Consider the following 14,053-nt stretch of genomic DNA (forward strand, 5'->3'; position numbering starts at 1 on the left):
CGGGCGCAGTATTTTTCTACTGCCGCCCAGTCTGGAGCTGACATGACCCCCGCATTGGATTTGTTGAAAAAGGTTCGAGCCGAACATCGCGTGCACAGTTATGAACATGACCCGAAGGCCGCGTCCTATGGATTGGAGGCCGCGGAGAAACTCGGACTGGACCCGGCGCAAGTGTTCAAGACCTTGCTGGCAGCCAGTGAAAAAGGCGAGTTGCTGGTGGCGGTGGTGCCGGTGGGCGGGAGCCTGGATTTGAAGGGGCTGGCCCATGCGGCCGGGGTGAAAAAAGTCGAAATGGCAGACCCGGCAGCTGCGCAACGCTCAACGGGGTATCTGTTGGGCGGGATCAGTCCACTGGGGCAGAAGAAGCGCCTGCGTACTTTTATCGACAGCTCGGCCCAGCCCTTGGCGAGTATTTTTGTCAGTGCCGGTCGACGCGGTCTGGAAGTCGAATTGGCCCCCGACGTGCTCGCCGAACACACCCAGGCGAAGTTCGCCGATATCGGCCGCGCTTGAGCTTATAAAGGAGAAGTCTCATGCAGCTTGAGTTTCCTGACGGCGTATCAGTGTCCGGCGCGGGGGGCGGGAGTTGCTTTTTCGGCTGAAAGGGATCGGGTGAAGATTGGCGGGAATGCGACGCTGGTGGCGACGAGCGGAAAGCTAATGTTGGGTTGAAAGCGAAAAGATCGTCCGAACGCGGACGATCTTTTGATCTTTATCAGTGCGCGGTGCTGTAGCGCCGAACACCTGACTCTACGGCCGGAATCTGCGCCGCCGTACTGCCTGAGGCCTGGAACAACACCAGATGCTCCGCCGCGACACGAATACCCACCTGCGCACCCACCAGATGATCAACATGGCTCGGAAATATCGATTCCAGTTGCGCACCAGTCGGTAGCTGCAAGCGATACAGGGTCGAAGCACCGAGGAAGGTCTTGCCCACGATCCGCGCCTTCAGCGCACTGTCCGGCGCATAAACGATGTCGTCCGGGCGCAGCAACACATCCACCGCACCACCGACCGGCCAGGTGTAGGCACGGTTGCCGCGCAGTTCACCCAGCTCGGTCTGCACCGATTCCGGGCTGCTCAGTTGGCCGCGAATGAAATAACCCTGACCGATGAAGCTGGCGACATAAGGCGTCAGCGGTTCGTGATACAGGTTGTAGGGCGTGTCCCACTGTTCCAGCCGACCTTCCTTGAATACACCGACGTGATCGCTGACGGCGAAGGCCTCTTCCTGGTCATGGGTGACCAGAATCGCGCTGGTACCACGGGCCTTGAGGATGTCGCGCACTTCGTGGCTGAGCTTGCGGCGCAATTCCCCATCGAGGTTGGAGAACGGTTCGTCGAGCAGCAACAGTTGCGGTTCCGGCGCCAGCGCGCGGGCGAGGGCGACGCGTTGCTGCTGGCCACCGGAGAGTTCGTGGGGGAAGCGCTTGCCGAGGTTCTTCAGGTTGACCAGTTCCAGCAACTCTTCGGTGACGCGATCCTTTTGCGGATGCTTGCGAATGCCGAAGGCGATGTTGTCGGCCACGCTCAAGTGCGGAAACAGCGCATAGTCCTGGAACACCATGCCGATACGACGTTTCTCCGGCGCGAGGGTGAAACCGGCGCTGGAGATGGTCTCCCCAGCCAGCTGGATATCACCTTCGTGCACCGGTTCGAAACCGGCAATCGCCCGCAGGGTCGTGGTTTTGCCGCAGCCCGAAGAGCCCAGCAGGCAACCGATGTCACCGGCGTTCAAATGCAGGTTGAGGTTCTGCACCACGCGCTGGTCTTGATAGCCGCAGGCGAGGTTGCGCAGGTTGAGCAGTAATGGCTGGCTCATGCGTGGTGGTACGCCGGCTCGACGAGAAACTCGAGCAGGGCCTTTTGTGCGTGAAGACGGTTTTCAGCTTGATCCCAGGCGACCGAGCGCGAGTCGTCGAGCAGGTCGACGCTGATCTCTTCGCCACGGTGGGCCGGCAGGCAATGCATGAACAGCACGTCCGGGGCGGCCAGATCGAGCAGGGCGCGGTTGACCTGATACGGGGCGAACAGCTGCAGGCGCTTGGCGGTTTCTTCTTCCTGTCCCATGGAGGTCCAGACGTCGGTGCTCACCAGATGGGCGCCGCGCACTGCATCTTTCGGATCGCGGACGATGGTCACGCGGTCGCCGGCCTTGGCCACGAATTCGGGGTTGGGCTCGTAACCTTCCGGGCAGGCAATGCGCAACTGGAAGTCGAACTGGATCGCCGCTTCTATATAGCTGTTGCACATGTTGTTGCCGTCGCCGATCCAGGCCACTGTCTTGCCCTGGATCGAGCCACGGTGTTCAAGGAAAGTCTGCATGTCGGCCAGCAACTGGCACGGGTGCAGGTCATCGGACAGGCCGTTGATCAGCGGGACGCGGGAATTGGCAGCGAATTCGGTCAGGGTGCTGTGGGAAAACGTACGGATCATCACCGCATCGAGCATGCTCGACATGACAATGGCGGCGTCGCCGATCGGCTCGCCACGACCCAGTTGCGTGTCGCGCGGCGACAGGAAGATCGCCTGGCCGCCAAGCTGGATCATGCCGGCTTCGAACGAAATACGGGTGCGGGTCGAGGACTTTTCGAAAATCATCCCGAGCACGCGGTTTTTCAGGGGCTCGAACAGTACGCCGCGGTTACGCAGGTCCTTGAGCTCAACGCCTCGACGGATCACGCTGACCAGCTCTTCGGGCGTGCAATCCATCAGGGAGAGAAAGTGCCTTGCGCTCATCATTGACTACCTTTTTGCTACAAACCGCAGATGCTCAAAGCCTTGTTTAACGGAACAACGGGCGAGACCTGCGGCGTAAGCCGCACGGGGCGACGAAATAGGGGAAGGCGCGATCTTATAATTAAATGTCGCGTCTTACCAATAGGGCTACGGTTTTTAGGGGATTTCAGAGGGGCTACGGGATAACCGCAGTAGCGCTTTTGAAGCCTGTTTCCTGACAGCAGCCGAGCATTTGTACACCGGCCCTGTGGAGCTTGGCAATTAACCGGGGCGGGGACGGTGCGCTGGCGGTCGGTTTCTGACCTGTTATTCGCAACACCACCCGCGGTGCTCGCAGGTCATCGGCTGGCCTGATGGACACCAATTCACAAGACGAACGTCGCTGGCGCGGTGGCGGGGCAGGCGCCATAGTTTTGTTCCCGCGGCCGATATTGCCCGCCCAGAACAAGACAGAGACTGGCCATGACCAAGACTCTCCATCACCGTGCCTGCCACTTGTGTGAAGCCATCTGCGGCCTGACCATCGAAACCACCGAGGCCGAAGCCGGCAACGTGCAGATCACCTCGATCAAGGGCGATCCGCTCGATACGTTCAGCCGCGGGCATATCTGCCCCAAGGCCGTCGCCCTGCAAGATATTCAGAACGATCCGGATCGCCTGCATCAACCGATGCTGCGGGTAGGAAGCGAGTGGCAGCCGATCGAGTGGGAAGACGCCTTCAACCTGGTGGCCGATCGCCTGGCGGAGATTCAGGCGCGTCATGGGCAGAATTCGGTGGCGGTCTATCAGGGCAACCCCAGCGTGCATAACTATGGGCTGATGACCCACAGCAACTATTTTTTAGGCTTGCTGAAAACCCGCAACCGGTTTTCTGCGACCTCAGTCGATCAGTTGCCCCATCACCTGACCAGTCATTTGATGTACGGCCACGGTTTGCTGCTGCCGATTCCGGACATCGATCACACCGACTTCATGCTGATCCTCGGCGGCAATCCGCTGGCGTCCAACGGCAGCATCATGACCGTGCCGGATGTGGAAAAGCGCTTGAAGGCGATTCAGGCCCGGGGCGGCAAAGTGGTGGTGGTTGACCCGCGCCGTAGCGAAACGGCGGCAATTGCCGATCAGCATTTGTTTGTGCGTCCCGGCGGCGATGCCGCGTTACTGTTCGGCCTGCTCAATACCTTGTTCGCTGAAGGGCTGACCCGCGCCAGTCATTTGCCGATTGACGGACTGGAGGAGGTCCGCGCGGCCGTCGCGAATTTTACCGCCGAGGCCATGAGCCCGTTGTGTGCGGTGCCAGCCGAGCAGATCCGCCAGTTGGCGCGGGATTTCGCCGCTGCCCCGACCGCCGTTTGCTACGGCCGCATGGGCGTTTCGACCCAGGCGTTCGGCACGCTGTGCCATTGGGTTGTGCAGTTGATCAATCTGGTCACTGGCAACCTCGACCGTGTCGGCGGTGCGTTGTGCACCGAACCGGCGGTGGACCTGGTGGCTTCCACGTCGGGCGGGCATTTCAATTTGTGGCAGAGCCGTGTGTCCGGGCGCCCGGAGTACGCGGGCGAACTACCGGTGTCGGCACTGGCCGAAGAGATGCTCACTGAAGGCGAAGGGCAGGTCCGCGCACTGATCACCGTGGCGGGCAACCCGGTGCTGTCGACGCCCAATGGCCGACAACTGGAGCAGGCATTGGACGGCTTGGAATTCATGGTCAGTGTCGATCTGTACATCAATGAAACCACGCGTTACGCCGACCTGATCCTGCCGTCCACCTCGGCACTGGAAAACGATCATTACGACACGACGTTCAACATGTTTGCGGTGCGCAACGTCAGTCGTTTCAACCGTGCGATCCTCGCCAAACCCGAAGGAGCGCTGCATGACTGGGAGATTTTCATCGGGTTGGCCAAGGCGTTTGCGGCGAAGACCGGCAAGGAATTGAAACCGACCATTGCTCCGGCGCAGATGATCGACCGTGGCTTGCGTATGGGGATGTATGGCGATAACTCGGAACACAAACTGTCTTTGGCAACCCTGTTCGATCATCCTCACGGGGTCGATCTGGGGGCGCTTAAATCCAACCTGGCACCACGTCTGAAAACCGCCAACCAGCGAATCCAGGCCGCCCCGGCCGCGATCCTCGCCGACCTCGCGCGTTTTGCGGCGTTGCAGGCACCGGCTGCCGATGAGTTGTTGATGATTGGCCGCCGGCATGTGCGCAGTAACAACTCGTGGATGCACAACTATCACCGCCTGGTGAAAGGCAAGCCGCGTCATCAGTTGCTGATGAACCCGGATGACCTCGCCAGTCGCGGTCTGAGTGACGGGCAGAAGGTGCGGGTCAGCTCGCGGGTTGGCGTGATCGAAGTTGAAGTGCTCGGTAGCCTGGATATGATGAAAGGCGTGGTCAGCCTCCCTCACGGTTGGGGTCATGCCCGGCCTGGTGTGCAAATGACGATCGCCAGTGGCCAACCGGGTTCCAGTGCCAATGACCTGACTGACGAGTGTCAACTTGATGAGTTGTCAGGGAATGCGGCGCTCAATGGTGTTCCGGTGACCGTGGCGGCGGCCTGATCGTATCTGACGGAGAGACCGAGCAGGGCGCTCGGCTTTCCGTTACAATGCGCCACCGTGCCGACCCATGAGTCGGAAAGTTCAGCCGAGGTGCTCCATGGATATCATCGAAACGATTAAAGAGCAGATTGCCAACAACACCATTCTGCTTTACATGAAAGGCTCGCCAAATGCCCCGCAGTGCGGCTTTTCCGCGAAAGCCGCGCAGGCCGTGATGGCGTGTGGTGAAAAGTTTGCGTACGTGGACATCCTGCAGAACCCGGAAATCCGCGCCAACCTGCCAAAATACGCCAACTGGCCAACTTTCCCGCAACTGTGGGTCGGTGGTGAGCTGGTTGGCGGTAGCGACATCATGACCGAGATGGCTGCAGACGGTTCGCTGCAAACCACCATCAAGGCTGCTGTTGAAGCTGCTGCTGCCAACAAGAGCGAAGCCTGATTCAGTACCTGTAGGAGTCTGGCTTGCCGGCGATGAACGATGACGCGGTTCATCAAGAGCACCGCGTTATCGTTCATCGCGAGCAAGTTTGCTCCTGCAGAGGTTTCAGGCAAGCCTGAAATCCACGCATAAAAAAGCCCCGCCTCTGTAAAAGAGTGCGGGGCTTTTTATTGCATCGAGATGAGTGGCGCTACGTTTATTCGTCGTCGCCCATCTGCGATTGCAAGTAGTTCTCGATACCGATTTTATCGATCAGGCCAAGTTGGGTTTCCAGCCAGTCGATATGTTCTTCTTCGGACTCAAGGATATCTTCAAGCAGTTCACGGCTACCGAAGTCGCCGACTGTTTCGCAATGTGCGATCGCCACTTTCAGATCGGCGTGGCCGGTCTTTTCGATACGCAGGTCACACTCGATCATTTCCTTGGTGTGCTCGCCGATCTGCAGCTTGCCCAGGTCCTGGACGTTCGGCAGGCCTTCGAGGAACAGGATGCGCTTGATCAGCTTGTCCGCGTGCTTCATCTCGTCGATGGATTCGTGGTACTCGTGCTTGCCGAGCTTGTTCAGGCCCCAATCTTCGTACATGCGCGCATGCAGGAAGTATTGATTGATCGCGACCAGTTCATTGGCAAGGATCTTGTTGAGATGCTGGATGACTGTAACGTCGCCTTTCATGATGGGGTCCTGCCCTTTATTAGCCGTCAATAGGGAAGAGTTTGAGCCCCGTATTTAATAGTGTCAAACCTAAGTTATTGAAACTTAAATGAAAATTAATCGGAATAAGAATGTTTGTGTTCCGCGTCTAGAGCCTAAGCAATTGATTTTCAGGCATAAAAAAACCGGACTTCAGTCCGGTTCTTTGAAATAGCGTATTTATGCGGCTGTAAATTCGACAGGAAAAGGAATCGCAGCCTGGGCGGTTTGCAGTTTGGTCAAGGTTTCGCGGACCACTTCCTTGGCCAGGCAGGCACATTTGCCGCATTGACTGGCAACGCCGGTGGCCTGGCGGACTTCCTTGTAGCTGCAGCATCCTTCATAGATCGCATCGCGGATTTGGCCGTCGGTGACGCCAGTGCAGAGGCAAACATACATAAGTGAAAACCGTCGCTTGTTTATGCTCGAATGCGATGGATCTTAATGTTAACGAGAATGATTGTCAAAGTGCTTTCGGGGCCCTTTTTTCAGCGCTGACGAACGGTAGCCAACAACGAAATCTTCTCCGGCGTTTTTTACCTGAGCGGGAAAAACCGTTAAGGACAGGTCAAAAACGCAGTGTATGATGACCGGTCTTTTCGAAACGGGTTCGTGTCACAGGGCTGTCGCCTGACGGTGGCAGGCTGATACGAATCTTGTTTTATACGTTTCTACACCAGGAGATATCCAATGAGCGTACTCGTAGGCAAGCAAGCCCCTGACTTCACCGTACCGGCTGTACTCGGCAATGGCGAAATCGTAGACAGCTTCACCCTGTCGTCGGCCATCAAAGGCAAATACGGCCTGGTGTTCTTCTACCCACTGGACTTCACCTTCGTTTGCCCGTCGGAGCTGATCGCTCTGGACAACCGCATGTCTGAGTTCAAGGCACGCAACGTTGAAGTGGTCGCGGTCTCGATCGACTCGCACTTCACCCACAACGCCTGGCGCAACACCCCGGTCAACAATGGCGGTATCGGCGAAGTCCGTTACACCATGGCTGCCGACATCAAGCAGGAAATCATGAAGGCCTACGACGTTCAGTCCGCTGACGGTGTTGCTTTCCGTGGCGCATTCCTGATCGACGACAAAGGCGTGGTCCGTTCGCAGATCATCAACGACCTGCCGTTGGGCCGTAACATGGAAGAGTTGCTGCGTCTGGTCGACGCTCTGCAATTCCACGAAGAGCACGGCGAAGTTTGCCCTGCCAACTGGAAAAAAGGCGACAAAGGCATGAACGCTTCGCCAGAAGGCGTTGCTGCTTACCTGACCGAGCACGCTGCTGCTCTGTAAGGCCGTTCCAGGTACAAAAAAACCGGCCTCAGGGCCGGTTTTTTATGCGCGGAATATGTCCAGAACCCTGTAGGAGCCAGCTTGCTGGCGATGGTGGCCGTTATGCCGCCATCGCCAGCAAGCCGGCTCCTACAGAGGCGTGCATCCTGTAGGCGCAGGTTGCACCTGGATCAATCGTCGAAATCTTCCCAGCCACCCATCTGCTTCCAGCGATTGACGATGCCGCAGAACAGCTCGGCCGTCTTCTCGGTGTCATAGCGAGCCGAGTGGGCCTCGCGGCCGTCGAAGTCGATATCGGCGGCCTGACAGGCCTTGGCCAGCACGGTTTGACCATAGGCCAGACCGGCGAGGGTGGCCGTGTCGAAGCTGGAGAACGGGTGGAACGGGTTGCGCTTCATGTCCAGTCGCGCGACGGCGGCGTTCAGGAAGCCCAAATCGAAGCTGCTGTTGTGCCCGACCAGAATTGCCCGCTTGCAGCCGTTGGCCTTGAGCGCCTTGCGCACGCCGCGGAAGATGTCGTTCAGGGCCGCTTCTTCACTCACTGCCATGCGCAGTGGGTGATCGAGCTTGATCCCGGTGAACTCCAGCGCTGCCGCCTCGACGTTCGCGCCTTCGAAAGGCTCGACCCGGAAGAAGTAGGTGTGATCCGGGTAAACAAAACCCTTTTCATCCATGGCGATGGTGGTCGCGGCGATTTCCAGCAGAGCGTCGGTGGCCGAATTGAAGCCACCGGTTTCTACGTCGACGACAACCGGCAGGTAGCCACGAAACCGTGCGGCCATTGGGTGACGGGAACCGCCGCCACCGCCATTACCTTCCTGTTCGTCGTCGTAATGGTCTTCACTCACGCGTGTTCCTCCAGCAGGCGCCAGCGCAGTTTTTCACCGGCGCGCAGCGGGATAACGGTCAGCTCGCCAAATGGCAGGCTGGTTGGGGCGGTCCATTCTTCGCGAACCAGGGTGATGCGATCGGTATTTGCCGGCAGGCCGTAGAAACGCGGGCCGTTGAGGCTGGCGAAGGCTTCGAGCTTGTCCAGCGCGTTGCGCTGTTCGAAGGCTTCGGCGTACATCTCGATCGCGGCATAAGCGGTGTAGCAGCCGGCGCAACCGCAAGCGGCTTCTTTGGCGTGCTGGGCGTGGGGCGCCGAGTCAGTGCCGAGGAAGAACTTTTCGCTGCCGCTGGTGGCGGCGTCAAGCAGGGCTTCCTGGTGCGTATTGCGCTTGAGAATCGGCAGGCAATAGAAGTGCGGCCGAATCCCGCCCACCAACATGTGGTTGCGGTTGTACAGCAGGTGATGCGCGGTGATGGTCGCGCCAACGTTGGCCGAAGCCGAGTTGACGAACTGCACGGCGTCCGCGGTGGTGATGTGTTCGAACACCACTTTGAGCGTCGGGAAACGCTCGACCACACGGCGCATGTGCTCATCAATGAAGATTTTTTCGCGGTCGAACACGTCGACATCGCCACGGGTGACTTCACCGTGAATCAACAAAGGCATTCCCACTTCGGCCATGGCCTCCAGTGCAGGGAAGATCTTGTCGATGCTGGTGACGCCAGAGTCCGAATTGGTGGTCGCGCCAGCCGGGTACAACTTGGCGGCGTGCACGAAACCGCTGGCCTTGGCCTCGCGAATTTCTTCAGGCTGGGTGCGGTCGGTCAGGTACAGGACCATTAGCGGTTCGAACGGGCTGCCGGCCGGGCGGGCAGCGAGAATCCGCTGGCGATAGCCGTCGGCTTCGGCCGCATTGCGGACCGGAGGAACCAGGTTGGGCATGATGATGGCGCGACCAAAGGTGCGCGCGACATCCGCGACGGTATTGGTCAACACAGCACCATCGCGAAGATGAATATGCCAGTCGTCGGGACGCAGCAGGGTCAGGCGGTCGGACATGAGGGGATTCCAGGCGGGTCAAACTGAGGGGAATGCTACCGGAAAAGACTCTTGCAGGCACTCGCTATCAAGTTTTGCGGGAAGCTTCCGATATCCAACAGGTATGCCGTAAACAAGTGTGTGTCGGTCTTTGTGTTGTAGAAACCAGTGGAGCCTCCCGTGCGCCAGCGTTATTTAGCCTTGCTCAGTGTGTTTGCCAGCCTTCCCGCGATGGCGCTCACTTTCCAGACCCGTCTGGAGAGCATTGAGTGGACGGTCGAAGGTGACAAGTTCGAATGCCGCCTGACTCAGCCGATCACCGATTTCGGCTCGGGGCAGTTTGTGCGCCGTGCTGGCGAGCAGGCGACATTTCGTCTGAATGCTTACAACGCCATGATGGGCGGCGGTTCTGCGACATTGTTGGCGGCCGCTGCCCCTTGGCAACCGGGACGTGGCGATATCAACCTGGGCACGGTGAGAATTGGCAGCGGCAATGTGCTATTCAACAGCTCACAGATTCAGGCCGGGCGTTTGATCAGTGGCCTCATGGATGGGCGCAGTCCGGTGGTTCGGCATTCCTCGGGCGACGGCCGGGTGTCGGAAGTGCGGTTGCTGCCGGTCAAATTCAGCAAGGCTTTCGCTGATTATCAGGGCTGCGTGGCCAAGTTGTTGCCGCAAAACTTCGAGCAAGTGAAACAGTCCGAGGTTGGCTTCCCTGGTGGAGGTATCGATCTGGATGCCGCCGCCAAAGCCAAGCTGCAGGTCATGCTGGAGTACATGAAGGCTGATCCGACGGTCAATCACATCGAACTCGATGGCCACTCCGACAATAGCGGCAACCGATTGACCAATCGTGATCTGTCACGCCGCCGGGCCTTGGCCGTCATGGAGTTTTTCAAGGCCAACGGGATTCAGGAATCGCAAATCACTATCCGTTTTCACGGCGAGCGTTATCCGTTGGCGCCCAACACCAACAACGCCAACCGCTCGAAGAATCGCCGGGTAGCCGTACGCCTGGAGCGAGGGGCTCCGGCGGAGCAGGTTGCCCCTCAGGCTACGAAACCGGCAGCGTCGGCGACTTCCTGACCTGACGGTCATCGTCGCGCTCTCGACAGATTCTGTCGCTTCGTCGTCATAAGCTGTCGCGCCTCTGTAAATTATTCTGTATGAGCGGTAGACTTCACGGCTTTCCGTAGAACCCCGTGGAGTGATGGCATGGCGGACGTAAACAAGGTCGTTCTGGCGTATTCCGGCGGCCTGGACACTTCGGTGATCCTCAAGTGGCTGCAGGATACTTATAACTGTGAAGTCGTGACCTTCACCGCTGACCTGGGTCAGGGCGAAGAGGTCGAACCTGCACGCGCCAAGGCTCAGGCCATGGGCGTCAAAGAAATCTACATCGACGACCTGCGCGAAGAATTCGTGCGCGATTTCGTGTTCCCGATGTTCCGCGCCAACACCGTTTATGAAGGCGAGTACCTGCTGGGTACTTCCATCGCTCGTCCGTTGATCGCCAAACGCCTGATCGAAATTGCCAACGAAACCGGCGCTGACGCCATTTCCCACGGCGCCACCGGTAAAGGTAACGACCAGGTTCGTTTCGAACTGGGAGCGTACGCCTTGAAGCCAGGCGTGAAAGTGATCGCTCCGTGGCGCGAATGGGACTTGCTGTCCCGTGAAAAGCTGATGGATTACGCTGAAAAGCACGCGATCCCGATCGAGCGTCACGGCAAGAAAAAATCCCCGTACTCGATGGATGCCAACCTGCTGCACATCTCCTATGAAGGCGGCGTGCTGGAAGACACCTGGACCGAGCACGAAGAAGACATGTGGAAATGGACCGTCTCCCCGGAGAAGGCTCCCGACAAGCCGCAATACCTGGAACTGACCTACCGCAACGGCGACATCGTCGCACTGGACGGCGTCGAAATGACCCCGGCTACCGTGCTGGCGACCCTGAACCGTATCGGTGGCGAACACGGTATCGGTCGTCTGGACATCGTCGAGAACCGTTACGTGGGCATGAAGTCCCGCGGCTGCTACGAGACACCTGGCGGCACCATCATGCTGCGCGCCCACCGTGCGATCGAATCGATCACCCTGGACCGTGAAGTGGCTCACCTCAAAGACGAGCTGATGCCGAAGTACGCCAGTCTGATCTACACCGGTTACTGGTGGAGCCCTGAGCGTCTGATGCTGCAACAGATGATCGACGCGTCCCAGGCTCACGTGAACGGCGTTGTGCGCCTGAAGCTGTACAAGGGCAATGTGATCGTTACTGGCCGTAAGTCCGACGAGTCGTTGTTCGATGCCAACATTGCGACCTTCGAGGAAGATGGCGGCGCTTACAACCAGGCGGACGCGGCAGGCTTCATCAAGCTGAACGCCTTGCGTATGCGTATTGCAGCGAATAAAGGCCGGAAGCTTTTCTGAAGCTTTTGAGCTTGTGATGGGTTTGTGGCCTCGTCATTGACGAGGCCACAAATTTGCAAAATATCGTTTCTGTATGACACTGCGCTTCATTCATTTTTATCGTCTGGTGCTCCCTTGCGTCACGATTGATTGCTGTGCGCCATCATGCTGCTTTGATCAATGATCGTCATCTCGTGTGAATTCAAGTTATAAGCCACATAAAAAGCGGCGCTGCCTTGTTTTCTTGTCTGCTTTGAGCGTGCGCTTTCTTTCACCAACCTCTCCGATTCTGCACCGGTAAGAAACAAAATTACGCGGCCCTTCCTCGCCTGTGGTTTTTTGATTTTCTCCAGTAAAGTGCCGAACTCGATTTTTTCGCTCACCCAACGGGCATCAATGATGTAGAGGTCTTCCAAAAGCTCCGGCATCCGGCCGTGATGCTGAACCGAGAGGGTAGCCGATAGGTCGGTTTCGATCGGCGGGGCCTGTGCAGTTCGCGAGGGCGGAACTGATCGCCAATCATCAATCGACGAATCCCGGCCACTGTTGTCGAGCGACATCATTGAGTTGTCATTTTCCGGGCGCTCGACATTGTCCAGCGCCTTCATGAAGTGTTCTTCCTTTTCAAAGTCCGAAGGCGCGTAAAGCGACCGATAGTTAAAGTTGAGCGTGGCGAAAAAAAGAAGCAGCAAGTAAAAAGGAAAGCTGATCAAGAACCAGATGTAAATTTCACGATCCTCATTGTCCAGAAAAGGCAATGAGATGGCCGCCGATGTTTCTGATAGCGTTGCGAATATCGCGATAATGGTCATGGGGTTGGTCATTCTTTTTTTGAGTTTTGTCATATCTTTTTCTCATGTGATTTAATCTTTTCTTAGTTCGCTTGTGGTTGTTGTGGTTATTGGTTGTCATAGTATCTGTGGTGTTTGTAGTTTGGTTATTTTATTTTAACTGTGTAATGTTTTTTTGAATTTGTAATTGCTTCTCTGTTTTTGGTTTTTAAATTGCTCTTCTGTAATAATTGATCATGAGTGTTTTTTTGCTGTAAGAGCAAGTGGATGCATTGTGTATGATATTTCTGGTATGAATGTGGATTCAGAAAATATCAGTTACTTCCGACCTTTGTTTAATGGTTGGTGCTTGTCGGAATGCCGCTGTTTCGCATTTCTAACTGATTTTTCGTTCGTGAGTCGTTACAAAAAACTATTGAGAATTGAATTGTCTTCACGCTTGTTCCGTTTTCGAGGCATCGTGTCATTGGTTTTTTTGTAAGACTAATCCGCAATATTTGTAGGGAATGTCTCTCGCTGTGGGTGGCCGGGGGGCACGGCATGCCATGGATGAAACGACTAGGCTATTGTGCGGGCTCTAAAAATTCGAACAGCGAAAATTGGACTTGCCCATGAATAAAGTGCTGATCGTGGATGATCACCCCGTCATTCGTCTTGCGGTGCGTATGCTGATGGAACGTCATGGCTACGAAGTCATTGCAGAGACAGATAATGGCGTGGATGCATTGCAACTTGCCCGTGACTGTATGCCGGACATTGTCATTCTGGATATTGGAATACCGAAACTGGATGGGCTGGAAGTTATTGCGCGGTTGGCATCGACAGCAATGCCGGTGAAGGTATTGATACTGACGTCGCAGGCGCCCGGGCATTTTTCCATGCGTTGCATGCAATCGGGGGCGGCTGGATATGTCTGCAAGCAACATGACTTGACTGAGTTGCTCAGTGCAATCAAGGCGGTATTGTCCGGTTATAGTTACTTTCCCAATCAGGCGTTGCATACAGTGCGTGCAAGCCTTGGGAATGCCAGCGAAGCGGATATGGTAGATCGGCTTTCAGGGCGCGAAATGATGGTCTTGCAACAGTTGGCCAAGGGCAAGACTAATAAAGAGATTGCTGACGGGATGTTCCTTAGTAACAAGACCGTCAGTACTTACAAGACGCGTCTTTTATTAAAGCTTAATGCGCGCTCTTTGGTTGACCTGATTGAATTGGCTCAACGCAATGGGCTTGTGTAATCCGTT

General features: G+C 56.8%; 14 protein-coding genes and 1 pseudogene. 8 read left to right on the top strand and 7 right to left on the bottom strand.

Annotated features, from left to right (window positions below):
* Nucleotides 1-42 precede the first annotated feature (42 nt).
* Together ybaK and NL64_RS31125 are read left to right on the top strand one after the other, a co-directional pair.
* On the top strand, nucleotides 43-513 hold the full coding sequence (gene ybaK / locus NL64_RS15855) for a Cys-tRNA(Pro) deacylase (protein ID WP_034149014.1): 471 nt from the start codon (nucleotides 43-45) through the stop codon (nucleotides 511-513).
* A 9-nt stretch (nucleotides 514-522) separates the two neighbouring features.
* Nucleotides 523-672, top strand: a pseudogene (locus tag NL64_RS31125) (isomerase); the annotation flags it as partial.
* 43 nt (nucleotides 673-715) lie between these two features.
* Here the strand turns inward: NL64_RS31125 and NL64_RS15860 are convergent.
* A complete protein-coding gene (locus tag NL64_RS15860) occupies nucleotides 716-1,825 on the bottom strand; it encodes an ABC transporter ATP-binding protein (RefSeq protein ID WP_034149015.1) in 1,110 nt (369 codons plus the stop codon).
* Nucleotides 1,822-2,742 (bottom strand): ornithine carbamoyltransferase, encoded by a 921-nt coding sequence (gene argF, locus NL64_RS15865; protein ID WP_034149016.1) that lies wholly within the window; start codon nucleotides 2,740-2,742, stop codon nucleotides 1,822-1,824. The genes NL64_RS15860 and argF overlap by 4 nt, the downstream gene beginning before the upstream one ends.
* A gap of 462 nt (nucleotides 2,743-3,204) precedes the next feature.
* Between argF and NL64_RS15870 the strand changes: the two genes are divergently transcribed.
* Together NL64_RS15870 and grxD are read left to right on the top strand one after the other, a co-directional pair.
* A complete protein-coding gene (locus tag NL64_RS15870) occupies nucleotides 3,205-5,313 on the top strand; it encodes a molybdopterin oxidoreductase family protein (protein WP_034149017.1) in 2,109 nt (702 codons plus the stop codon).
* 97 nt (nucleotides 5,314-5,410) lie between these two features.
* On the top strand, nucleotides 5,411-5,752 hold the full coding sequence (grxD, locus tag NL64_RS15875) for a Grx4 family monothiol glutaredoxin (protein WP_034149018.1): 342 nt from the start codon (nucleotides 5,411-5,413) through the stop codon (nucleotides 5,750-5,752).
* Between the two features lie 196 nt (nucleotides 5,753-5,948).
* Here the strand turns inward: grxD and bfr are convergent, their stop codons facing one another.
* Together bfr and NL64_RS15885 are read right to left on the bottom strand one after the other, a co-directional pair.
* On the bottom strand, nucleotides 5,949-6,425 hold the full coding sequence (gene bfr, locus NL64_RS15880; protein ID WP_034149019.1) for a bacterioferritin: 477 nt from the start codon (nucleotides 6,423-6,425) through the stop codon (nucleotides 5,949-5,951).
* Between the two features lie 198 nt (nucleotides 6,426-6,623).
* The gene (locus tag NL64_RS15885) at nucleotides 6,624-6,842 is read right to left on the bottom strand and encodes a bacterioferritin-associated ferredoxin (protein ID WP_008057530.1); all 219 of its coding nucleotides are present in this window, start codon (nucleotides 6,840-6,842) and stop codon (nucleotides 6,624-6,626) included.
* Between the two features lie 291 nt (nucleotides 6,843-7,133).
* Here NL64_RS15885 and NL64_RS15890 point away from each other — a divergent pair, with 291 nt between their 5' ends.
* Nucleotides 7,134-7,736, top strand: coding sequence for a peroxiredoxin (locus NL64_RS15890; RefSeq protein WP_007971324.1), 603 nt, complete (start codon nucleotides 7,134-7,136; stop codon nucleotides 7,734-7,736).
* Between the two features lie 170 nt (nucleotides 7,737-7,906).
* Here the strand turns inward: NL64_RS15890 and rnt are convergent, their stop codons facing one another.
* Entirely contained in the window at nucleotides 7,907-8,584 is a 678-nt protein-coding gene (gene rnt, locus NL64_RS15895) for a ribonuclease T (RefSeq protein WP_034149020.1), read from the bottom strand.
* On the bottom strand, nucleotides 8,581-9,627 hold the full coding sequence (gene pyrC, locus NL64_RS15900) for a dihydroorotase (protein ID WP_020799892.1): 1,047 nt from the start codon (nucleotides 9,625-9,627) through the stop codon (nucleotides 8,581-8,583). The genes rnt and pyrC overlap by 4 nt, the downstream gene beginning before the upstream one ends.
* Before the next feature lie 159 nt (nucleotides 9,628-9,786).
* On the opposite strand from pyrC, the gene NL64_RS15905 reads away from it, so the two are divergent.
* Both NL64_RS15905 and NL64_RS15910 read left to right on the top strand, forming a co-directional pair.
* Nucleotides 9,787-10,692, top strand: coding sequence for a flagellar protein MotY (locus NL64_RS15905; protein ID WP_034149021.1), 906 nt, complete (start codon nucleotides 9,787-9,789; stop codon nucleotides 10,690-10,692).
* A gap of 129 nt (nucleotides 10,693-10,821) precedes the next feature.
* Nucleotides 10,822-12,039 (top strand): argininosuccinate synthase, encoded by a 1,218-nt coding sequence (locus NL64_RS15910; protein ID WP_034149022.1) that lies wholly within the window; start codon nucleotides 10,822-10,824, stop codon nucleotides 12,037-12,039.
* Nucleotides 12,040-12,158: 119 nt separating this feature from the next.
* Here the strand turns inward: NL64_RS15910 and NL64_RS15915 are convergent, their stop codons facing one another.
* Nucleotides 12,159-12,863: a hypothetical protein gene (locus NL64_RS15915; protein WP_034149023.1), complete on the bottom strand. Its 705-nt coding sequence runs from the start codon at nucleotides 12,861-12,863 to the stop codon at nucleotides 12,159-12,161.
* Nucleotides 12,864-13,420: 557 nt separating this feature from the next.
* On the opposite strand from NL64_RS15915, the gene NL64_RS15920 reads away from it, so the two are divergent.
* Entirely contained in the window at nucleotides 13,421-14,047 is a 627-nt protein-coding gene (locus tag NL64_RS15920) for a response regulator transcription factor (RefSeq protein WP_034149024.1), read from the top strand.
* Nucleotides 14,048-14,053: the final 6 nt, after the last annotated feature.

The organism is Pseudomonas fluorescens, assembly GCF_000802965.1.
GTDB classification, from domain to species: domain Bacteria; phylum Pseudomonadota; class Gammaproteobacteria; order Pseudomonadales; family Pseudomonadaceae; genus Aquipseudomonas; species Aquipseudomonas fluorescens_A.

Bases quoted from the DNA above. Each gene is read 5' to 3' on its own strand.
- NL64_RS15885 (WP_008057530.1), bottom strand. From the start codon at position 6,842: ATGTATGTTTGCCTCTGCACTGGCGTCACCGACGGCCAAATCCGCGAT.
- bfr (WP_034149019.1), bottom strand. From the start codon at position 6,425: ATGAAAGGCGACGTTACAGTCATCCAGCATCTCAACAAGATCCTTGCC.
- NL64_RS15890 (WP_007971324.1), top strand. From the start codon at position 7,134: ATGAGCGTACTCGTAGGCAAGCAAGCCCCTGACTTCACCGTACCGGCT.
- NL64_RS15870 (WP_034149017.1), top strand. From the start codon at position 3,205: ATGACCAAGACTCTCCATCACCGTGCCTGCCACTTGTGTGAAGCCATC.
- ybaK (WP_034149014.1), top strand. From the start codon at position 43: ATGACCCCCGCATTGGATTTGTTGAAAAAGGTTCGAGCCGAACATCGC.
- grxD (WP_034149018.1), top strand. From the start codon at position 5,411: ATGGATATCATCGAAACGATTAAAGAGCAGATTGCCAACAACACCATT.
- pyrC (WP_020799892.1), bottom strand. From the start codon at position 9,627: ATGTCCGACCGCCTGACCCTGCTGCGTCCCGACGACTGGCATATTCAT.
- argF (WP_034149016.1), bottom strand. From the start codon at position 2,742: ATGAGCGCAAGGCACTTTCTCTCCCTGATGGATTGCACGCCCGAAGAG.
- NL64_RS15915 (WP_034149023.1), bottom strand. From the start codon at position 12,863: ATGACAAAACTCAAAAAAAGAATGACCAACCCCATGACCATTATCGCG.
- NL64_RS15910 (WP_034149022.1), top strand. From the start codon at position 10,822: ATGGCGGACGTAAACAAGGTCGTTCTGGCGTATTCCGGCGGCCTGGAC.
- NL64_RS15860 (WP_034149015.1), bottom strand. From the start codon at position 1,825: ATGAGCCAGCCATTACTGCTCAACCTGCGCAACCTCGCCTGCGGCTAT.
- NL64_RS15920 (WP_034149024.1), top strand. From the start codon at position 13,421: ATGAATAAAGTGCTGATCGTGGATGATCACCCCGTCATTCGTCTTGCG.